The 20,595-nt window shown below is 55.8% G+C and carries 22 protein-coding genes and 1 pseudogene; 16 read left to right on the forward strand and 7 right to left on the reverse strand.

All coding sequences use genetic code 11. The annotated features are described in order from the left end of the window. Nucleotides 1-56 precede the first annotated feature (56 nt). The 3 genes and pseudogenes from ATI45_RS07200 to ATI45_RS07210 form a co-directional block, all read left to right on the forward strand. Nucleotides 57-233: pseudogene (locus tag ATI45_RS07200) on the forward strand (protease HtpX); the annotation flags it as partial. Nucleotides 234-351: 118 nt separating this feature from the next. Continuing rightward, nucleotides 352-789 carry a phosphate-starvation-inducible PsiE family protein gene (locus ATI45_RS07205; protein ID WP_098418889.1) on the forward strand — a complete coding sequence of 146 codons (438 nt, stop codon included), beginning with the start codon at nucleotides 352-354 and terminating at the stop codon, nucleotides 787-789. Nucleotides 790-868: 79 nt separating this feature from the next. Then, the gene (locus ATI45_RS07210; protein ID WP_098418890.1) at nucleotides 869-1,210 is read left to right on the forward strand and encodes a DUF7352 domain-containing protein; all 342 of its coding nucleotides are present in this window, start codon (nucleotides 869-871) and stop codon (nucleotides 1,208-1,210) included. Nucleotides 1,211-1,321: 111 nt separating this feature from the next. Here the strand turns inward: ATI45_RS07210 and pdxB are convergent, their stop codons facing one another. Genes pdxB through ATI45_RS07225 form a run of 3 tightly spaced genes read right to left on the reverse strand, consistent with a single transcriptional unit; the run spans nucleotide 1,322 to nucleotide 4,528 of the window. Next, complete coding sequence (gene pdxB / locus ATI45_RS07215; protein WP_098418891.1) at nucleotides 1,322-2,488, reverse strand: 4-phosphoerythronate dehydrogenase PdxB; 1,167 nt, start codon at nucleotides 2,486-2,488, stop codon at nucleotides 1,322-1,324. 58 nt (nucleotides 2,489-2,546) lie between these two features. After that, nucleotides 2,547-3,902, reverse strand: coding sequence for a DEAD/DEAH box helicase (locus ATI45_RS07220; RefSeq protein WP_098418892.1), 1,356 nt, complete (start codon nucleotides 3,900-3,902; stop codon nucleotides 2,547-2,549). Beyond that, a complete protein-coding gene (locus ATI45_RS07225; RefSeq protein WP_228735948.1) occupies nucleotides 3,899-4,528 on the reverse strand; it encodes an elongation factor P hydroxylase in 630 nt (209 codons plus the stop codon). Before ATI45_RS07225 ends, ATI45_RS07220 begins: the two co-directional genes overlap by 4 nt. Nucleotides 4,529-4,728: 200 nt before the next feature. Between ATI45_RS07225 and dsbD the strand changes: the two genes are divergently transcribed. Beyond that, on the forward strand, nucleotides 4,729-6,666 hold the full coding sequence (dsbD, locus tag ATI45_RS07230) for a protein-disulfide reductase DsbD (protein WP_098418894.1): 1,938 nt from the start codon (nucleotides 4,729-4,731) through the stop codon (nucleotides 6,664-6,666). Nucleotides 6,667-6,678: 12 nt separating this feature from the next. On the opposite strand, the gene tusA is transcribed toward dsbD, so the two are convergent. Continuing rightward, nucleotides 6,679-6,918, reverse strand: coding sequence for a sulfurtransferase TusA (gene tusA / locus ATI45_RS07235; RefSeq protein ID WP_014871679.1), 240 nt, complete (start codon nucleotides 6,916-6,918; stop codon nucleotides 6,679-6,681). A gap of 97 nt (nucleotides 6,919-7,015) precedes the next feature. Here tusA and ATI45_RS07240 point away from each other — a divergent pair, with 97 nt between their 5' ends. Further along, on the forward strand, nucleotides 7,016-7,306 hold the full coding sequence (locus ATI45_RS07240; protein ID WP_098418895.1) for an antibiotic biosynthesis monooxygenase family protein: 291 nt from the start codon (nucleotides 7,016-7,018) through the stop codon (nucleotides 7,304-7,306). Between the two features lie 14 nt (nucleotides 7,307-7,320). Here ATI45_RS07240 and ATI45_RS07245 read toward each other — a convergent pair whose 3' ends face one another. Next, nucleotides 7,321-8,031: an alpha/beta family hydrolase gene (locus ATI45_RS07245; RefSeq protein WP_098418896.1), complete on the reverse strand. Its 711-nt coding sequence runs from the start codon at nucleotides 8,029-8,031 to the stop codon at nucleotides 7,321-7,323. Nucleotides 8,032-8,240: 209 nt separating this feature from the next. Here ATI45_RS07245 and ccoN point away from each other — a divergent pair, with 209 nt between their 5' ends. From ccoN to ATI45_RS07290, 9 genes are all read left to right on the forward strand, one after another. Next, the gene (gene ccoN, locus ATI45_RS07250) at nucleotides 8,241-9,671 is read left to right on the forward strand and encodes a cytochrome-c oxidase, cbb3-type subunit I (protein WP_098418897.1); all 1,431 of its coding nucleotides are present in this window, start codon (nucleotides 8,241-8,243) and stop codon (nucleotides 9,669-9,671) included. 16 nt (nucleotides 9,672-9,687) lie between these two features. Then, on the forward strand, nucleotides 9,688-10,296 hold the full coding sequence (gene ccoO, locus ATI45_RS07255; protein WP_098418898.1) for a cytochrome-c oxidase, cbb3-type subunit II: 609 nt from the start codon (nucleotides 9,688-9,690) through the stop codon (nucleotides 10,294-10,296). A 4-nt stretch (nucleotides 10,297-10,300) separates the two neighbouring features. After that, nucleotides 10,301-10,486 (forward strand): cbb3-type cytochrome oxidase subunit 3, encoded by a 186-nt coding sequence (locus ATI45_RS07260; protein WP_098418899.1) that lies wholly within the window; start codon nucleotides 10,301-10,303, stop codon nucleotides 10,484-10,486. Further along, on the forward strand, nucleotides 10,483-11,373 hold the full coding sequence (gene ccoP, locus ATI45_RS07265) for a cytochrome-c oxidase, cbb3-type subunit III (RefSeq protein ID WP_098418900.1): 891 nt from the start codon (nucleotides 10,483-10,485) through the stop codon (nucleotides 11,371-11,373). Before ATI45_RS07260 ends, ccoP begins: the two co-directional genes overlap by 4 nt. A 167-nt stretch (nucleotides 11,374-11,540) precedes the next feature. Continuing rightward, a complete protein-coding gene (gene ccoG, locus ATI45_RS07270) occupies nucleotides 11,541-12,971 on the forward strand; it encodes a cytochrome c oxidase accessory protein CcoG (protein ID WP_098418901.1) in 1,431 nt (476 codons plus the stop codon). A 54-nt stretch (nucleotides 12,972-13,025) separates the two neighbouring features. Beyond that, nucleotides 13,026-13,529 (forward strand): FixH family protein, encoded by a 504-nt coding sequence (locus tag ATI45_RS07275; RefSeq protein ID WP_098418902.1) that lies wholly within the window; start codon nucleotides 13,026-13,028, stop codon nucleotides 13,527-13,529. Further along, complete coding sequence (locus ATI45_RS07280) at nucleotides 13,526-15,979, forward strand: heavy metal translocating P-type ATPase (RefSeq protein ID WP_098418903.1); 2,454 nt, start codon at nucleotides 13,526-13,528, stop codon at nucleotides 15,977-15,979. The genes ATI45_RS07275 and ATI45_RS07280 overlap by 4 nt, the downstream gene beginning before the upstream one ends. A 65-nt stretch (nucleotides 15,980-16,044) precedes the next feature. Further along, complete coding sequence (gene ccoS / locus ATI45_RS07285) at nucleotides 16,045-16,332, forward strand: cbb3-type cytochrome oxidase assembly protein CcoS (RefSeq protein ID WP_098418904.1); 288 nt, start codon at nucleotides 16,045-16,047, stop codon at nucleotides 16,330-16,332. Next, a complete protein-coding gene (locus ATI45_RS07290; RefSeq protein WP_098418905.1) occupies nucleotides 16,332-17,033 on the forward strand; it encodes a sulfite exporter TauE/SafE family protein in 702 nt (233 codons plus the stop codon). Before ccoS ends, ATI45_RS07290 begins: the two co-directional genes overlap by 1 nt. Before the next feature lie 15 nt (nucleotides 17,034-17,048). Here the strand turns inward: ATI45_RS07290 and ttcA are convergent, their stop codons facing one another. Further along, complete coding sequence (ttcA, locus tag ATI45_RS07295; RefSeq protein ID WP_098418906.1) at nucleotides 17,049-17,963, reverse strand: tRNA 2-thiocytidine(32) synthetase TtcA; 915 nt, start codon at nucleotides 17,961-17,963, stop codon at nucleotides 17,049-17,051. Between the two features lie 128 nt (nucleotides 17,964-18,091). On the opposite strand from ttcA, the gene ATI45_RS07300 reads away from it, so the two are divergent. After that, nucleotides 18,092-18,808: a DNA-J related domain-containing protein gene (locus ATI45_RS07300; RefSeq protein ID WP_098418907.1), complete on the forward strand. Its 717-nt coding sequence runs from the start codon at nucleotides 18,092-18,094 to the stop codon at nucleotides 18,806-18,808. 51 nt (nucleotides 18,809-18,859) lie between these two features. Continuing rightward, nucleotides 18,860-19,882 (forward strand): polysaccharide deacetylase family protein, encoded by a 1,023-nt coding sequence (locus tag ATI45_RS07305; RefSeq protein ID WP_098418908.1) that lies wholly within the window; start codon nucleotides 18,860-18,862, stop codon nucleotides 19,880-19,882. Nucleotides 19,883-19,916: 34 nt separating this feature from the next. Here ATI45_RS07305 and ATI45_RS07310 read toward each other — a convergent pair whose 3' ends face one another. Continuing rightward, the gene (locus tag ATI45_RS07310; RefSeq protein WP_098418909.1) at nucleotides 19,917-20,582 is read right to left on the reverse strand and encodes an SLC13 family permease; all 666 of its coding nucleotides are present in this window, start codon (nucleotides 20,580-20,582) and stop codon (nucleotides 19,917-19,919) included. Nucleotides 20,583-20,595 lie beyond the last annotated feature (13 nt).

Below are 20,595 nucleotides of genomic sequence, written 5' to 3' on the forward strand. Positions count from 1 at the left end.
GGTCAAATCGGGATCCAGACAATCAGGCCCCGCTACATTCATAAGAGTCGGACGATATGAGAATACTGCTGTTTCTGGCGACCAACCTGGCAGTGATCCTGGTAGCCAGTTTCACCTTGAGATTATTGGGCGTAGACAGTTATCTGGCCCAGAACGGTATTGAGTACGGCTCTTTGCTGGCGTTTGGTATCAACCGGGGCCACAGGAGTGACCTGGGTGCTCTGTTCATGACCCATCCGCCGCTCGAACAGCGTATTCAGGCGTTGCAGCAGGCCAAACTTTAAAAAAGGTACAAAACCTCTTATGCTCAATAAGCGGGACGTGGACAGTAAAGACACTAAGGAACAACTGATGAGGCACGACGAGATACCGGCAGACAGCGACGACCCGCTGCTGAACGTATTGCACAAGTCGATCCGCTTTGCCGTGCGTATTCTGGCAATTCTGATGGTATTGGTGATTTACTGGAGCGTTGCCGACGTTATTTATGTAATTTACGAAAGATTGCAGTCCCCGCCCTTTATGTTGATGGATGTGGAGGACATTCTGCAGGTGTTCGGTGCCTTTATGGCGGTGCTGATCGCTATCGAAATCTTTATAAACATTCGCCTGTATCTGGGCTCTAACGTGATTCCGGTGCAGCTGGTTATCGCCACCGCGCTGATGGCCATTGCCCGAAAGGTTATTGTGCTGGACCTGACCCTGGTCAGCGCTGAACAGATTGTGGGTATCGGCATTACTGCGCTGGCTCTGGGCATCTGCTATTGGTTAGTGCGACTAAAAACCTGACCTATGGGTGAAAACGCTGTTTTTCTGAGCCGCGGCCGCGGTAGTATCGAACGGTGTTCTACTTGAGAGGATAACTGTCATGAAAACAATCCATAAATTTCGGCTTGAAGGCGGTAAGGTAATCAACACCCTGAAACTGCGGGAGGGCTATAGAGCGGTACGCTGCGAGTACGTGGTGCCCGACAAATGCGTGTACCTTTGGGTTGAGCAACCGTTAAATGTCGACATTGCGACGGTGGTGCGGCAGTTTGTTGTGGCGTTCTCCGGCGACCCGGTGCCTATCCGCTACAACTACGTAGACACCGCCATCGACACTCTGGGCGCAGAAGCCTACCACGTGTTCGAGGTGTCCGGACCGGCTACCACTGAGATGCTGGCTAAGGGCGAAGTACACGCCGAGCCGTTGGCTGCGGCGCGCTAAGGCCACTGTTTTTAAACGGCACCCGTTCGAATTGGCCTGCCAGATTCGACCTTAATAAAACACAAACAGGCCCTCAGGGGCCTGTCTTGGTTGTGAACGATAACGCGGACGTCAGATATTGACTTTGAATCCCAGGGAGCGGAACTGCTCTCCCATGGATTTGCTGCTGCCCTTAAGCTGAATTTTCAGACTGGAGCACTCACGGCGCACCGGGTATTCCTTACGGAGTCGATCGAAAGCGCGTGCGCGCTGCTGCTCATCGCCTGCCATGCTCAGCCTTAAGCGGGCGTCGTCACGGCGCGGATCGTAGCAGTTGTGCAGAGCAAGCTGTATGGCATCGTCGCCTGCGTTGCTGGTGAATGCCAGCTTGCTTAGAGGCGGCTCTGGCAAGTACTGGCCTGCCTGCTTGCGCACCGGCAGACCAAGAAAGCGGGACAGCGCACGGTATATGGTTTCGGTGCCATGCACTTTGCCTTCCAGACTGTAACCGGCAATGTGCGGCGTACCCAGCCAGACCTGCTGCAGCAGCTGCGAGTCTATTGCAGGTTCGTTTTCCCACACGTCTAGTACCACCGTGGGCGCATCTGGCTGCTGCAAGCGGGTAAGCAGAGCGGCGTTGTCGATCACTTCACCTCGCCCGCTGTTGATCAGTAGCTGATCGGACCTTAGGGTTGCAAGCTCTTGGGCTCCGACCAGGTGATAGGTTGGGTGGTCGCCATCGCGGGTTAGCGGGGTGTGCAGCGTTACCAGGTCACACTCAAGCGCCTGCTCGAGGCTGGAGAATTCAGTTGCGCTGGCTTCATCCAGCCCATCAGACTGGACCTGCTGCCTTGGCGGATCGCACAGAACAACGGTAAAGCCCAAGCGTTCCAGCCTTTGGGCCAGTAACCCGCCAACGTTGCCAGCCCCCACAATACCAACACTCTGGCGCGCCCAGTTGCTGAGCCCGCGCCTGGAGGCGTGCAACGAAGCCACAGCCAGAATGTACTCAACCACGCTGTTGGCATTGCAGCCGGGGGCGGCGCAAAAATGGATGCCCTGAGATTCTAGCCAGAACTGATCAACATGGTCGGTACCAATGGTGGTGGTACCCACAAAACGCACCCGGCTGCCTTCCAGCAAGTCGCGATTTACCCGGGTAACCGAACGCACCAGCAACACATCGGCGTCGCGCACCTGGTCCGGGCTAAGCTCCCGGCCGCTGACCCGGCGGATGTCACCAAAATCGGAAAAAAACGAGTCCAGTAACGGAATGTTTTCGTCTGCAACAATCAACATGCCGGTTATCCGCCTTTTTATCTAAACTGTTGAGTCTAAAACAAAACGCACGCCTGAATCAGCTTCTGCGCGGCCGGCTATTGCTGCTGCGGTTGCTGCTGCTACGGTTACCTGTAGGGCGCGTGCCCTGTGGCCGGCGACCGCGCTTGCGAGCGATCGGGGCGTTGTCCATGGGCACCATCAAAGCTTGGTCCGGTACCTCGTTGGCAAGCTTCTGACCGATGTACTTTTCAATCGCCGGCAGGGCAAAGGAATCGTCTTCGCCGGCAAAGCTGATAGACACGCCGGTGCTGCCGGCACGACCGGTGCGGCCGATACGGTGTACGTAATCTTCGGCGTTGTCTGGCAAATTGTAGTTGAACACGTGGGTTACGCCATTAACGTGAATACCACGGCCGGCGACGTCGGTAGCCACCAGCACCTGAATACTGCCGGCCTTGAACTGTTCAAGGGTTTTCAGGCGTTTGGCCTGGGCAATCTCGCCAGACATCAGCGAAACAGAGACCCCCTGATTGCGCAGGTCTTCTTCCAGATCACGGCACTGGTCACGGCGATTGGCGAATACCAGTGCTTTGTCCACCTCCGGGCGCTTCAGATAATTCACCAGCACCTGCAGTTTTTCGTCATCGCCGACCAGGTAAACTGTCTGCTCAATCCGCTCGGCGGTTTTCTGCTCCGGTTCGATTTCCACAAACTCGGCGCTTTGGGTCCACATAGACGCAAGATTCAGTACATCTTGGTTAAACGTCGCGCTGAACAGCAGCGTCTGGCGATCTTCCTTCGGGGTACACTTGCGGATAATGCGTTTCACATCCGGAATAAAGCCCATGTCGAGCATGCGGTCGGCTTCGTCAAGAATCAGAATATCGATCTGGTCGAGAAACACGTCCTGAGAGCCCAGAAAATCGATCAGCCGGCCCGGCGTTGCCACCAGAATATCGACAACTTCGTTCTGTAGCTGGTCACGCTGTTTGTCATAGTGCATACCGCCAACCACGGTCACCACTTTGTGGCCGGTATGGGCACACAGCTGCTCGGCGTCTTTGGCGATCTGCATCGCCAGTTCGCGGGTGGGCGCCAGCGCCAGAACCCGCGGCTCCGAGGCAAAGCGCTTGCTGTCTTCAATCGGCGTTTCCAGCATGGTCTGGATGGCGGTAATCAGAAACGCTGCGGTTTTACCGGTGCCGGTCTGGGCCTGGCCGATCAGATCCTGGCAAGCCAGTGTCCAGGGCAGGGTTTCGGCCTGTATCGGTGTGCAGTATTCAAAGCCTATTGCGGCAATGGCCTGCTGCAGGCGATGGTCCAGATTCAAATCGCTAAAGCGCAAATCAGAGGTATGGCTTCTGTCAATAGAAGGACTGTCACTAGCAATGGGTATGTCGTTATCAACAGTCGGGTTGTTATCAATGGTCATACAGTTTCGGTGTCCTTAATATTCTGGGAGTCAGAACCGACAGCCGCCCATAATGGCGCAACTCGCCGTGCATCTTTTTGCAAGGCCTCTGTGAGCGAGCCCTCGGTTCCATAAAAACGCATTAACGCGTGTAAAAAGTCCGCCGCGCGGCATGAAATGCTGCTATTAAAGCCGCTTGGGAGTAAGTTCTCAAATCCGCTTGCACTGGCTTCAGAGTCATCCTGTGCAAGATACGCCATTGCCTGGCAAGCAACCCGACTGGCAAACAGTTGCGGATCAGCCGCGCCCTGCCCCGCCAGGTTGTCAACGCTGATATGAAAGCGCCAGCCGCAAGCCAAGGCAAAAAGCCATTCCAAAGCCTGGGGTTTCACCTCAACCTGTTCGAAAGCGCACTGCTGCTCATGGCTGCGGCCGTCAGGGCAATACCAGTAGCCGTAATCTTGCAGTGAGCGACGGTGTTCGCCGGCAATGCACCAATGACTGATTTCGTGCAAGGCGCTGGAAAAATAGCCGTGGGCGAAAATCACCTGTGCCGGGCCTGGGCCAGCAGGCAAATATTCCGGTTCGTTGTCGCCACGCACCAGAATAGTCTGGCAAGGCTGACAAAACAAACCATTAAATAGCATGATAAGATCGTTTGAGCAGTGCATCATTGGGAGCTATTGTGCGACTTTAACAGCCTCAATGCCAGCGCGATCTTGGGCCTGCGTCGAGGCATAAAGTGCTGCGCCGGAAAACGCCGATGGACACTTGGGGAACTTGGCGCAACATTTACCCTCTACACCGCTGTCGATTTCCACTCATTCGTTTGCAATTAAGGCTCAACATGATCGTTACTGCCACGGCCCGGCAACGGCCTCGGGCTTTTTGCCAGCTTAGCGCGCTTGTCGCACTGATGTTTTTTTTGCTGGCGCATAACACCGCGTTCGCACAACAGGATTCCACATTCTCAAGCTGGTTTGGCGGCAGCTCCGCCAGCCAAGGGAATTTTCTTCCTGTCGATCAGGCTTTGCCTTTTAGTTACCGTACTGACGGTGACGCGCTCATACTCGAGTGGGATATTGCGCCAGAGCACTACCTTTATAAGAGCCGGATTTCAGTGACCCCGGTCAGCGCGGACTTAAGCTTAGGAGAGCTTAGCTTCGAACGCCCGGGCGTTATCACCAACGACGAGTTTTTTGGTGAGATGGCGGTGTTTTACGACCCTATCCAGGCCCGGCAACCCATTCAGTTGCCCCCCGGGGTGACCGAAGCCGAGCTTCAGGTCAGCTATCAGGGCTGCGCCAGTGCCGGTTTGTGCTACCCGCCGCAAACCCGCGACCTGCTGTTTTATGCCAATAGCAGTGGCTTGACCACTGCAGCGCCTGACGACGCGATCAATTCAAATACCAATGCAAATTCTAGCGCCAGCAGCGGCCGCCCAAACCCTACAGATACGGCGTCGGATACCCGCAGCGCCAGTGGACTTGCCGGCTTTATGAGCCAACAGCCAACCTGGCTGATTGTGGGTGTATTTTTCCTGTTGGGCCTGGGGCTGACTTTTACCCCCTGCGTGCTGCCCATGATACCCATTATTTCCTCGCTGGTGTCCGGCCAGAACACCCGCTCCAGCGCCCATGCTCTGGTGCTCGCGTCCAGTTACGTGCTGGGCATGGCGCTGACCTACGCCGCAGCTGGCGTGGTGACCGGTTTGCTGGGGGCCAGCTTTAACCTGCAAGCACAACTGCAGTCGCCCATCGTATTGAGCGTTTTCGCTGCGCTGTTCATTGTGTTTGCGCTGGCCATGTTTGAAGTTTTTGAATTACAGCTACCGGCGTTTATTCGCAACCCGCTCAGCAATGCCAGCCAACATCTGTCCGGGGGGCGAATTGCCAGCCTGTTCGGCATAGGCGCACTGTCGGCGCTGGTTGTGTCACCCTGCGTATCGGCGCCGCTGGCTGGCAGCCTGCTGTACATTTCCGCAACCCAGGACGCGGTCATCGGCGGTCTGGCGCTGCTGGCCATGGGCTTGGGTATGGGCGTGCCGCTGATTGCTGTTGCAGTGGGCGGGCGCAAAATTCTGCCTACCTCTGGCGCCTGGATGACAACAGTTAAACACGGTTACGGCATTATGCTGCTGGCTGTCGCTATCTGGCTGCTTGAAAGGATGCTTGCGCCCTGGCTTACTCTGACTCTGTGGGGCTTGCTGGTTGCTGTGGTGGGGGTTCAACTGGGTGCCTTCGACGCCGCCAAAGCCGGCTGGCAACGCACCCGCAAAGGTCTGGGACTTGTGGTCTTTGCCTGGGGTATGGCTCTGTTGGCGGGCGCACTGGCAGGTGCCAGCGATCCGCTTAAGCCGCTGGCGCCGTTCACGGCTGGCAACGCAGGCACCGGCACCGGCAGTGCTGCCAGCCACGCCAATTTCCAACGCACCAGTGAACCGCAGCAGATACGCCAGCTTTTGCAACAGGCACAAGCCGCCGGAAAGCCCGCGCTGCTGGATTTCTACGCTGACTGGTGCATTGCCTGCAAAGTGATGGAACGCAATGTGTTCAGCGATGCCGATGTCGTTCAGGCCCTGGCGCCTTACAGTCTGATACAGCTTGATATGACCGCCAACACGCCGCAGCAGCAGGCCCTACTGGACGAACTCGGTCTTTTCGGGCCGCCGGGCATCCTGTTTTACAACGTTAGTGGTCAGGAAATCGGTAGCCAACGTATTCTGGGGGAGATGAACCGCGGCGAGTTTCTACAGCACCTGACCGGCGTTGATACCCGCGGCTAACACGCTTAAACATTAGCCGCCGCGGCGAATCATGAAATGGAACTCGCCATCGGGTTGGTCCTGAGCCAGAAGTTCGTGGCCGAGAAACTGACAGAACCGGGGAATGTCCCGCACAGTGGAGGGGTCGGTTGCTGTCACCCGAAGAATACCGCCCGCCGGCACGTCCAAAATGCGGCTGTGCAGCATCATTACCGGTTCTGGGCAGTACAGGCCCCGGGCATCGAGTTCTGCGTCAAATTCTGGATTTTCCACGGTTTAGCTCCTGAGAATGGGTCGATTCAACCTATAAATCTGTTAACTTACTGTTTATTGGACACCAGAATTCGAATCACAACAACCGAGGCACGCCATGATCCGAGTATTAATTGAACGGCACATCGCCGAATCCCTGGAGGCCGCTTACGAAACCCGCTCGCGCAAGATTTTGCAAAACGCAGTTGCGGCCCCGGGCTTTATATCCGGTGAAGCCCTGAGCAATCGCAACGATTCAAACAACCGCTTTATACTTTCAAATTGGCATTCGGTCAGCCACTGGGATCGGTGGTACCGATCGAAAGAGCGCAAAGAGCTGATGGCGGAACTGATGCCGATGATGGATCGCGAGGAGATAATCACCATCCTCGAGCAGGGTGGATCCTGACTCCGGGGCAAGAATCAACGTTCAGCGATGGTCCTGACTGCGAATTGCCGAGTCAATTGCGCAGCCTGACGAATTAGATCGTTCTGGGTTTCCGGCTGGCGCGCCAAGGGCTGAAAATCATGATTGCCACCCTCCAGCCAACGCAACTCGCAGTTGGCCAGCGCCGCGCTTTGGGTTTCAAGTTCTGCCGGTTTGCCAAACGGGTCGCGGGTACCCTGAACGATCAGCAGCGGACAAGTAATATCCGCCAAGTGCTCAGTGCGCCAGCGGTCAAGCTTACCCGGCGGATGAAACGGGTAGCCGTAGCAGACCACCCCGTCTATCGGGTTGCTTTTAAAAAGGTTGCTGTTAAAACCCGGATCAGAACTTTTACCTATATTGGCAGATTGAGCCAGTAAGCTGGCCATACGCCCGCCCATGGATTTTCCGCCCGCCATCACAAAGCAATCCGGCGGCAACTCGTCTTTAGCGCGCTTAAGAGCCAAAGCGAAGCTGTCCAGTAAACCCGGTTGCCGGTCGGGCGGGCGTTTACGTCCGTCAGCGCGACGCTCCTGCATGTAGGGGAACTCGAATCTCACGCTAGAAATACCTACATCATCCAACGCCATAATAAGTTGTTCCATGTAGTCAGAATCCGCCGGTGCCCCGGCACCATGGGCAATCACCATAGCAATCTTGGGGACATCGTAGAAACCAGCGCTGGGCAACCATGTATTTTTGTTCATATTTCTCTCCGAAGAGTCACGTTAAGTGGCGTAAGTACAATGGGAAAATAGTCAATCCAGATTACCACCTAATTACTTAACTCCTTGCCGCACATCTATTTCCGCCACTTTTGATGCGTGTCAGGAGTTGACCTGAATCATTGCAAAGGCCTAATGCTTTCCTCATAATTACGCCCGCATAAACCCCTTTTCAACCCAATGGTAAGGCTATGAGCACATTGAATCCGAACCTGACATACAACTACAAGGTGGTAAGGCAGTTCGCCATCATGACAGTCGTGTGGGGAATTGTTGGTATGTCTCTGGGTGTGCTGATTGCAGCACAGCTGGTTTGGCCGGTCGTCAATTTCGACCTACCGTTTACCCATTTCGGCCGGCTGCGGCCGCTGCACACCAATTTGGTTATCTTCGGTTTCGGCGGAAGCGCGTTGTTTGCAACGTCTTACTACGTTGTACAGCGTACCTGCCAAGCGCGTTTGATATCCGACAAACTTGCGGCCTTCACCTTCTGGGGCTGGACGGCAATCATGATCTCTGCGATCGTTACTTTGCCAATGGGCCTGACCTCCACTAGAGAATATGCCGAATTGGAATGGCCAATCGACATCGCAATCGCGGTGGTGTGGGTTACTTATGGCGCCGTGTTTTTTGGCACCATCATGAAACGCAGCATGCCACACATTTACGTTGCTAACTGGTTTTACGGTGCTTTTATAATCACCATCGGCGTTTTGCACATCGGCAATAATCTGGCGCTGCCCGTCAGCGCGTTCAAGTCTTACTCAGCGTATGCCGGTGTTACCGACGCCATGGTGCAATGGTGGTACGGCCACAACGCCGTAGGTTTCTTCCTGACCGCAGGCTTTCTGGGCATGATGTACTACTTCGTTCCCAAACAGGCCGGCCGTCCGATTTATTCCTATCGTTTGTCGATCGTTCACTTCTGGGCGCTGATTGCAACTTACGTCTGGGCCGGTGGCCACCACCTGCATTATTCTGCCCTGCCAGACTGGGCCCAAACCGCCAGTATGGTGATGTCCCTTATTCTGCTTGCTCCCTCCTGGGGTGGCATGATCAACGGCATGATGACGCTGTCCGGTGCTTGGCACAAACTGCGTACTGACCCCATCCTGCGCTTCCTGGTGGTGTCCCTGTCGTTTTACGGCATGTCCACTTTTGAAGGCCCGATGATGGCAATTAAAACCGTTAACGCCCTGTCGCACAACACAGACTGGACCATCGGCCACGTACATTCCGGTGCTCTTGGCTGGGTTGCCATGATCAGTATCGGCGCTATCTATCACCTGGTGCCGAAGCTCTGGGGCCTGAAAGAGATGCACAGCACCAATCTGATCAACGTGCACTTCTGGCTAGCGACAGTAGGCACCGTGCTTTACATAGTGGCCATGTGGGTTAACGGCATTATGCAAGGTTTGATGTGGCGTGCAGTTAACGCAGACGGCAGCCTGACATACAGCTTCGTAGAAGCTCTGGAAGCCTCTCGCCCGGGGTACTTCGTCCGCCTCCTGGGGGGTGCACTCTTCCTGACCGGTATGTGGTTTATGGCTTTTAACATCTTTATGACGATTCGTCAGAAAGACGCCGTTGCCGAGAATAATGCCGCAGTTCAGGCCGCGTAACGGAGAGAGAGATCAAATGAATCACGAAACAGTAGAAAAGAACATTGGCCTGATGATCGTACTGATCATTCTGACCATCAGTGGTGGTTTTTTGGTAGAAGTGGTTCCGTTGTTCTTCCTGAAGAGCGTGAACGAGCCCATAGACGGCCTTGAACCTCTATCAGCGCTGGAACTGGAAGGACGTGACATCTACATTCGTGAAGGTTGTCACGTATGCCACACCCAACAAATCCGCCCGTTCCGCGCGGAAACAGAGCGTTATGGCCACTACTCCGTTGCGGGCGAGTTCGCTTACGACCGCCCGTTCCTGTGGGGCTCCAAACGCACCGGTCCGGATTTGGCGCGCATTGGCGGCCGTTATTCCGATGCCTGGCAGCGCCAGCATCTGTATAACCCCCGCAGTGTTGTTCCTGAATCCATCATGCCAGCATTCCCCTGGCTGTTCGAAGATCGCGTCGACCACAACGGTACCGCAGCCAAATTGACGGGTATGCAAACTCTGGGTGTTCCTTACACCGACGAGCAAATCGCAAACGCGGCCTCCTCTGTTGAGGGCGAGTTTGAGATCGAGGCTTTGCTTGCATATCTTCAACAGCTTGGCACCGTTCTACCGAATAAACGGTGATTTAATGGATATTAACGAGTTACGCGGCGTTTATGTTTTTGTTGTGATGGCGGTGTTTATTGGCATTGTCTGGTGGGCGTTCAGCGCTCATCGCAAAAAGGCGAACGAAGAAGCATCGCACCTGCCGTTTGATGACGACGAGGTCGCACAGCGTACCCTTGAACGGGAAAAAACGGAGAAAAGACAATGACTACCTTTTGGAGCATCTGGGTCACTGTGATCGTGCTCGGTACCATTTTTGGCTGTACCTGGTTGTTGCTTTCAACTCGCAAAAGCCAGACCTCCGATGTGGAAACCGACCGCACAATGGGTCATTCCTTCGATGGCATAGAAGAATATGACAATCCGCTGCCGAAGTGGTGGTTCTATCTGTTCATGGCCACCATTGTATTCTCGTTGGGGTATCTGGCGCTCTACCCGGGTCTTGGCAACTTCAAAGGCTTGCTGGGATGGACCTCAACCAACCAGTGGGAAGCGGAAGTTGCCGAAGCCGATGCGCTTTACGGCCCGATCTACGCACAGTATGGCAAAACAGCGGTACCGGAGCTTGCCAAGGTAGACGACGCCATGAAGCTTGGCCAACGTCTGTTCGCCAACAACTGCGCGGTGTGCCACGGCTCTGCTGCGCGCGGCCAAGTGGGTTTTCCCAACCTGACCGACACTGACTGGCTGTACGGTGGTTCACCGGAAGCCATTCTGCACACCCTGAACAACGGCCGCATGGGCGTCATGCCGGCCAAAGGCGTGATGCCCAACATGACCGACACCCAGGTAGATCAGGTGGTCAACTACGTGTTGAGCTTCAGTGACCGCGCCGAAGATCCAGCATCTGTTGAAGCTGGCAAGGCCGTGTTCATGCAGGGTTGTGCCGCTTGTCACGGTGCTGACGGTAAAGGTATGCAGGCCGTCGGCGCGCCTAACCTGACCGACAACGTGTGGCTGTATGGCTCGAATTTCGACTGGATCCGTCAAACGGTCATCCACGGTCGGCAGAACCAAATGCCCTCGCAAAGTGGTCGTTTGTCCCAAGATCAGATTCAGATACTCGCCGCCTACGTTTACGGCATGTCAAACTGAGAAAACCGGCCGGAGCTCGCTTCGGCCTGGTCTTTTCAACTCTGCGTCTGCCTCTGGCGGGCACAGACTTGAAGTGATCAAACAGGTGACCCACCTGAGACAGATCAAGCATTCACTTCCAGAAGCCTACGCGCCCTGCCCCCCGTTTACCTTCATCGGAGAAATCGATGAGCACCAAGATTCCGGTACAACAAATTGACCCGGCCAACGAGTCTTCCGACAAGAAGAAGGGGTCTGAATCTGTTGACCTTTACGCAAGTCGCAAAAAGATTTATGTCAAAGAAATAAAGGGCTTTTTCCAGCGTATCCGCACATTCAGCCTGCTGGCGCTAATGGGTATGTATTTTTTGTTCGCTTGGTTGACGTTGAACGGCGAGCCGTTGATTCACTTTGACCTGCCAGCCCGCGAATTTCATCTGTACGGTATTACTTTTTTCCCGAAAGACTTCATTCTGCTATCGGGCATGCTGATCATCAGCGCCTTTGGTCTGTTTTTCATTACGACTCTTTTCGGTCGCGTATGGTGCGGTTACACCTGCCCGCAAACGGTATGGACCTTCATTTTCATGTGGGTGGAAGAACGCATCGAGGGTGGTCGCAACAAGCGTATGAAGCTCGACAAAGCCCCCAGTTCCCGTTCAAAAGTCGCAAAGAAAACCGCCAAACATATCATTTGGCTGCTCATTGCGCTGGCAACGGGTTTAACCTTCGTTGGCTATTTTTATCCAATTCGTGAACTGATTGTCGATCTTTTTACCCTGCAGGCCAATGGCTGGGCCTACTTCTGGGTGGCGTTTTTCACCATCGCCACTTACTTGAATGCCGGCTGGATGCGCGAGCAGGTATGCCTGTATATGTGCCCGTACGCCCGCTTCCAATCGGTTATGTTTGACTCCAATACCCGTATTGTGTCCTACGACCCGAATCGCGGCGAACCCCGCGGCGGCCGCAAGAAAGAAGCCAAACCCGATGAAGTGGGCCTGGGTGACTGTATCGACTGCGGCCAGTGCGTTCAGGTGTGCCCCACCGGTATCGACATTCGCGACGGTTTGCAGTACGAGTGCATCGGCTGCGCCTTGTGCATCGATGCCTGCGACGACATCATGGACAAAATGAATTACCCGCGCGGTTTGATTCGCTACACCACCGAAAACGAGTTGGACGGCAAAACCTCCAAACTACTGCGCCCGCGCACCTTCGGTTACGGCTTTATGCTGGCCCTGATGATTGGCGCTATCGGGTACACTGTGGCCACTCGGGTGCCAGCGCAATTGGACGTGCTGCGCGATCGCGGCGCACTGTTCAAATTTAACGGCGAGGGCCGGATCGAAAACTCCTACACCCTGAAGCTGGCTAATATGTCTGAAGCAACGCAAACCTACACCCTCAGCGTAAGCGGCATGGACGACATCCAGATTCTGACATTGACCCAGTTCACCGTTACAAGCGGCGAAAAATACGCGTTGCCGACCGTGGTGGACGTTCCGCCAGAATCCATTAGCCAGAGCAACAACGATATTGTCTTCAAGGCCGTTTCCGATGACGAAATTGTTCTGACGCTTGAAACTGAAAGCCGATTTGTCGGTCCAACGCGCTAACGGCGGTTGAGCCACAACGCACCACGCTTGAATGTAAAACCGAGACGTAATTTTATGACTGCTGAAACACCCGTTGCACCCTGGTACCGCCAGCCCTGGTTCTGGTTTTTGACCATCGCTCCACTGGCAGCCATTACGTGGAGTATGACCATGCTGGTCGTTGCCATTAACATGGAAGACAGCATGGTGTCAGACGACTATTCGAAGGAAGGTCGTGGTATCAACCTGGAAATAGCCCGTGACGTCAGAGCTGCCGAGCTGGAACTGACAGCCGACATCCAGTTTGATGGCCGCCAACTATCCCTGGACCTGACCTCCACCGAGGATTTCCCCTATCTGGTCCTGAACCTGTTCCACCCTACCCTGGACACGTACGATCGGGTGGTACAGTTCCGCCGCGAAAGCTTGGGCCACTACACAGCGCTGATAAATGAAGACATCGAAGGCCGCTGGTACTACGATTTGCGCGGTCCCACCAACGAATGGCGGCTTAAAGGCGAAGCCCAACTGCCAGCAGAGAACGGGCTTAAACTGAAAGCAGGCCTAGCCAAAGGGTGACCCCTTTGAATTGCTTCCACTGCGGCGAGCCGGCAAACGGTGAGCCGCCCATTACCCTGCTTTTGGATGACACACAAAGGCACTTTTGCTGCCACGGCTGCAAAGCCGTTTGTGAAACCATCCGCCGGGAGGGCCTGGCCGGATTCTACGATTTCCGCACAGAACCTGCTACTACTCCGCGACAGCTTAACAGCGCAGAACTTGGCCGCCTGCGCGAGCTTGACCATCCTCTGGTACAGCAATCGTTTGTGAGCCCGGTAAAAGCCGGCCAGGAAGCCCAGATACTAATCGGCGGCATTACCTGCGCGGCCTGCATCTGGCTGCTTGAAAACCACCTGCAGCGACAGGCCGGAGTGTTGTCTTTTACCGTCAACCACACCACCCAGCGCGCGCGGCTGGTGTGGGCCTCAGACCAGGCTCAACTCAGCGATCTGCTGATAGCGGTTCATCAGCTGGGCTATACCGCACGACCCTACCACGCCGATGAAGTAGAAAGTGCATTGAAATTAGAACACCGGTCTATGCTGATCCGCCTGGCTGTGGCGGGCATTGGCTCGTTTCAGAGCATGATGCTGGCGTTTCCCATGTATTTTGAGATGGTCAGCGGCCTATCGCCCGAGTTCATCAGCTTCTTCCGCTGGTTCAGCCTTCTTGTGGCCACCCCGGTGGTGTTTTACAGTGCCAAACCATTTTTCCAGAACGCCAGCCGCGACCTTCGTAGCCGCCACCTGACCATGGACGTACCGGTCGCCATTGCGATCGGCCTGGCCTACGGCGCCAGTACCTGGGTAACGGTAATGGGCGGCGACGAAGTCTATTTTGAATCGGTGTGCATGTTCACCTTTTTCCTGCTGCTGGGCCGTTATATTGAAGTACAGGCGCGGTATCGTGCCGGCCTGTCCGGTAACGCTCTGGTGGGTTTCCAGCCCAGGGTGGCCACGCTCGTTAGTAGTGAAGACAACGAAACCAGCATTGTTGCCGCCCACAGTCTGAAAGCTGGCGATGTGGTGCGCATCCGCCCGGGTGAAACCCTGCCAGTAGACGGCGAAATACTCCGCGGCCAGTCTACCCTCAACGAAGCCGCGTTAACCGGTGAGTATCTTCCAGAAACCCGAATACCCGGGGATACCGTGCACGCCGGCAGCGTTAACGGCGAAAACCCTCTGGACATAAAAGTGGTGAGCGCCGGTGCGCAAACCCGCTTGTCGAGTATTCTGCGGGTACTCGACCGGGTGCAGTCGGAAAAACCAAAAATAGCCCGCATGGCAGACCGGATGGCTGGCAAGTTTGTTGGCCGGGTGCTAATTCTGGCGCCTGTCGTGTGGCTGGGTTGGTGGTGGTACGGTGCTGATAACGCGTTTGATATTACTCTGTCAGTGCTGGTGGTTACCTGCCCCTGCGCGCTGTCGTTGGCGACTCCCACTGCCATTACCGCGGCCACGGTAAAGCTGCGCAAACTGGGCCTGCTGCCCACCCGCGGTCATACCCTTGAATCCATGAACGATATCGACACCGTGGTGTTTGACAAAACAGGCACCTTGACCCGTGGTGAGCTCAGCCTGCTGAACCAGCACAACGCTGGCACTTTGGATGCGGACCATTGCCTGCGCCTGGCTGCGGGCCTGGAAGCGTTTTCCGAACACCCCATTGCCAGAGTGTTTCATAATTTACCAAAAGCTCAGGTCAGCAATGTCAAAAACTACCTGGGCGGCGGGTTGTCTGGCCAATGGGGCGAACAGACTTTATACATCGGCCATCCGCAATTTGTGGCCGAGCACAGCGGCCTTGCCATGCCAGAAGCGCCTGAATGCGCAGGTATCGCCATTTGGCTGGCCTCAGACCAGCAGTGGCTGGCCCGTTTTCAGCTTGACGACCAGCCCCGTGCCGATGCAGCCAACGCCATTGCGGCCCTGCACGAGCTCGGCATTCGCACCCTGTTGCTCAGCGGTGACCGCTCCGGACACGTGCAGCAGATTGCCCTCCAGCTGGGTATTAATGAAGCCGTTGGCCAGGCTTCGCCGGAAGACAAACTGGCGGTGTTGCAAAAGCTCAATGCCGAGGGCTGCAAGATCATGATGGTGGGCGACGGCCTGAACGATTTGCCGTCTATGGCTGGAGCCAGCGTGTCTGTGGCCATGGGCTCGGCCGCAGACCTGACCCAGCTTAAAGCCGACGCCGTTCTGCTCAATGGCCAGCTAATGCAACTGGTAGAAGGGCTGGCCACAAGTCGCCAGACCCGCAAGGTTATTCGCCAGAATTTGTGGTGGGCATTGATTTACAATCTGGCCGCGCTGCCTTTGGCGGCGGCAGGCCTGGTGCCACCCTGGTTGGCGGCCATCGGTATGTCCGTCAGTTCTCTGGTGGTGGTATTAAACGCGCTGCGCCTGGGCAAAATGCCAACGCCAGCCCGCAAGTCACAGCCGTTAGTTGGCAGCATGGCGCTGCGCTGATAGCCTGAATTTCATGAATCCGTTTTCAAAGCCGGACTTTAAACCCCAAATCCCGGGAGTGCATTGTGGAAATTGTTGTAGTGCTTGTGCCGTTAATGCTGATGCTGGTCACTGGTGGCATTGTTCTGTTCAACTGGGCGGTCAAAAACGGCCAATATGACGACCTGGAAGGGCCCGCCCATCGCATTCTGTATGACGACGACAAAGACCGGATTCCGGAAGACGCCATCACCGGGTTGGAAAAAACCCGGCGTAGTGCCAGCGACCCACAAGATGAGCCACAAACCGACGCAGACGCAGGTACGTTAAAAGCCGATGAAGCTCCCAGCAAGCCTGGCAATAGCGGCAACTGATGGCGGGCGAACTTTACCTCAGCTATTCCAGCGCGTTTCTGATTGGCATCCTCGGTAGCACTCATTGCCTGGGCATGTGTGGTGGAATCAGTGCGTCACTATCCATGGCAATGCCAGTAGGCAAGGGTTTTCGTTTTCGCCAGACACTAACGCTGCTGGCGTTCAACGGCGGCCGCATTGGCAGCTATGCGCTGATTGCCGCCTTGGTGGCATTACTGAGCACCTCGGCGGCAAGCCAATGGGCGTCCATGGGGCTGGCATTACGAACTCTGGCAGCGCTGCTGCTGATTTTTATGGGGTTGTCCATGGGGCAGTGGTGGCAGGGCATCCGATATGTGGAAAAGCTGGGGGCGCCGGTGTGGAAAAAACTGTCGCCGCTAACCCGCAAACTGCTGCCAGTGCACAACCCTATGCAAGCTCTGGCGTTGGGCGCTCTTTGGGGCTGGCTGCCCTGCGGTCTGGTATACAGCACTCTGGGCTGGGCAGCACTGCAGCCAACCGTGCCATCAGCGGCACTGACCATGCTGTTCTTTGGCCTGGGCACATTGCCCTCTATGCTGGCCACCGGCTATGCCGCGCGCTGGGTGCGCGGGCTGCAAAGCCACCGGTTGTTCCGTAAATTCAGCGGCGTGATGCTGATTGTGTTCGGGTTCTGGACCCTGCCGCTGATGGCATTGCTGGGCACCGGTGGCATGCACTGACCAGAACCTTCAAGGTTACAGGTTCAGAACGTCAAGGCGCCCGAACTCTTCCCTAGCCTTGCCTGAAACCACTGTAACGCCCGGCTTTGCGTCGCCATTCGGAGCAACAGAACGCGGTGCCCAGCTTCTGGAATTTTCCGGAAAATTGTATAACTGCGGGTCTGCCAGGTGCGATGGTTCTACGTTACACAGGGCACTAAACATGGTTTCCAGGCGCCCGGGGTGCTGTTCATCCCAGACCTTGAACATGTCTTTTATCACCTGGCGTTGCAGATTTTCCTGAGAGCCACACAAGTTGCAGGGAATAACCGGATAGCCCCGCAGTTCGGCGAAGCGTTCAAGGTCCTTCTCACGGCAATAGGCCAGCGGTCGGATGACCGTATTTCGGCCGTCGTCACTGTGCAGCAGCGGTGGCATAGACTTGAGCTTGCCAGCGTAGAACATATTTAGAAACAGGGTTTCCAGCAGGTCGTCACGATGATGGCCAAGGGCAATTTTGGTCACACCATTGGCCTCGGCGAAGGCATACAAAATTCCTCGCCGCAGGCGTGAGCACAAACCACAGGTGGTTTTACCGGCGGGAATTTTATCTTTAACGACGCTGTAGGTATCGCGCTCGATAATATGGTATTCAATGCCCAGATTCTGCAGGTATTGCGGTAAAACATGCTGCGGAAAACCTGGCTGTTTCTGATCCAGATTGACCGCAATCACCTCAAAACGCACCGGGGCTTTTTTCTGCAGGCTCAGCAGAATGTCCAGCATCGCATAGGAATCCTTCCCGCCGCTGAGGCAACACATAATCTTGTCGCCGGCCTCGATCATCGAGAAATCCGCAATTGCTTGGCCGGCTTCCCGTTGCAGGCGCCTCTGCAGTTTTTGTTGCTCGCGCCGCGCATCAGGTTTTTGCGGATCGGTTACTGGGTGCATAGCGGCTTCAACGTTAAAAAATATAGAGCACGATTATACCCGTCGCATTCCGCTGTTAACACTGAACCAGCCCACATACGCTGCCATCAGGCTGGCAGGGCGACCCGTGAGTGCTCTACCATAGGCTCATGACCAACACATCAACACTCAACCAGCCCGGCGCCATTACCCACTCTGGCGATTCCAGTCCCCATGAGGCTCTGCAAAGCCACATAGCCCACCTGCAAGTCGCTCTGGAGCACGAGCTGCGCCAAGCACCTGGCGGGCTGAGTGAATATGCCCTGATCAAAAAGCTGCAGCAGCCACCTTGGCAACTCTTGGGTGATGTGCGCTTTGATCAACCCGAGCTGCTATACCAGGTTCACTTCTTGCTGTTTCACACCCTGTATACGCTGCGCGATCAATTGGCCGAAGACGGTGAAACCCTGGCGATATCAGCCTTGCTGACCCGCCTTGAAAGTCGCCCCGAAGTGTTGACCCAGCAGCTGTCTGGCCCGAGATTATCTGGCCAAAGCCTGCCGGCCCAGGCCGATTCCTTGCGGGCATTCTATCTGGATCTGAACCAATACCGGCTATCCACGGCGCAGATCCACGCCATGCTTGACAACTTCTACGCCGGTCATCGGGGTGCCAATGATCATCACGACACATCGGAGGTTGCCGCAGCAGCGAACTGTCTGGGCTATAGCGACAGGCGTTTGCCGGACTGTTTTCACGAGGTAAAACAGCGTTTTCGGCGTGCCGTCATGCAGGCGCACCCCGACAGGGGCGGCAGCACCGAGCAAATCCAGAAACTTAACGCAGCCTTTGCCGTTATCAGAAACCACTATCGCGGGCGCTACTAAGTGCTGCTTTAGGCAGCGTGAAAACAACCCTTTAAAATGAAGGCATTTGACATGCGCCGACAGGATTTTGTAGCCGCCACACTGGCTATCGCACTGGCATTGCCTGCGGGCGCCAGCGCAGATCTGGCCATATTGCAATACCACCACATCAGCGATAACACGCCGGACGCCACCAGTACGTCGCCGGCACTGTTTGAAGCCCAACTGAAACTGATTGACCAACTCGGGCTGGCGGTTGAACCACTGTACGAGGCAACACAAAAAGCCTTGGCGGGTAATAGCGGCGATGCCGTTGCCCTGAGTTTTGATGACGCCTACAGTTCCGTGTATTCCAACGCCGCACCCATATTGGCGCGGCTAAACTATCCCTACACCCTGTTTGTGAACACCGACACCATCGGCAACAGCGGTTTTATGACGTTACAGCAGTTGCAGGAACTGGCGTCTACGGGCCTGGCGACCATTGCCAACCACAGCGCCGGCCACAGACACCTGGCAAAAACACCCAACGAGAAAGTAGAGCAGTGGCAAGAGCGTGTGCATCAAAGCCTTTATGGCGCGCAAACGTTGCTTGAAAAAGAGTTTGGCAATGCCCCACCAATGTTCGCCTACCCCTATGGCGAATTTGATGCAGCACTGGAACAGCAAATGAACCAGCGCGGCTGGCTGGCCTTCGGGCAGCAATCCGGCCCCGTCGGCGCAACCTCAAGCCGCACCCGACTGCCACGATTTCCCATGGCCAACGCCTATGGGCAGCTACAAGGCCTGGAAAACAAGTTGCTGAGCAAGGCGTTTCCGGTGCCGGCCAAGGATCTTCCGGACGGCATTGTCAGCACCAATCCGCCGCACCTGCGAATGAGCCTGCCGAGCGGATTCACACCAGACAAACTAACCTGCTTCGGCTCCGGCCAGGGCCGAATCAAGGTAACCGCCAACGCACAGCAGGCGAATGTTCAGGCGCCCGCTGCATTCAGCAGCCGCCGCTTTCGCTATAACTGCACCTACCCCGCAGGCGACGGACGCTTTTACTGGCTGTCCCAACCCTGGCTGGATTTATCCCGGCCAGAAGATTGAATGCCTGAGCGCAGCCACAATTATTATCTAGACATCACAAGCCAAACACCCAGCTCATCAACCAATAGCTGGCCACAGTAACCACTACCACACCCATCAGGTTCAGGGCGAAGCCGGCACGTAACATATCGCCGATCCGCACATGGCCGCTGGAGAATACGATGGCGTTTGGCGGTGTGGCCACCGGCATCATGAGGGCACAGCTGGCGGCAATGGCCTCGAGCTCGCGGCGGATCATTTCGCCGCTGTCATCAGCGCGACCAATACCAAAATCGACCCGGGCCAGCCACCACCACACTAGCAATAGCATCACCACAGCAACCGGCAGTCCCAGCAGCATCCATTGGGCAAAGCCCACTTCAATGCCCTGGGTATCCAACAAATAAGCCGCCAACAAGGCGTTGGGAGGCGTACCAATCAAGGTGGCAATGCCGCCAACACTGGCGGAGTAGGCAATCGCCGGCAGCAGCGCTGTGCCGAAGCGGCGCAGGCCGTCTTCGTTATCGCTCTGGGTCATGGCGATGATAGACAGGCCGATGGGCAACATCATGCCGCCAGCGGCCCAGGCTTCGACCGACATACCACCAGGCGGCGGTATGATCAGGCACGCCAAAAAGCCCGCCAAACCGACCACCAATCCGATTACCTGACTTCGCGGCAAACCTTCCGGCTGCTCCACTGACAACGGCTGATTGCTCATATCATCTGTTCCA

It is taken from the genome of Marinobacter sp. LV10MA510-1, assembly GCF_002563885.1.
Classification (GTDB): Bacteria; Pseudomonadota; Gammaproteobacteria; order Pseudomonadales; family Oleiphilaceae; genus Marinobacter.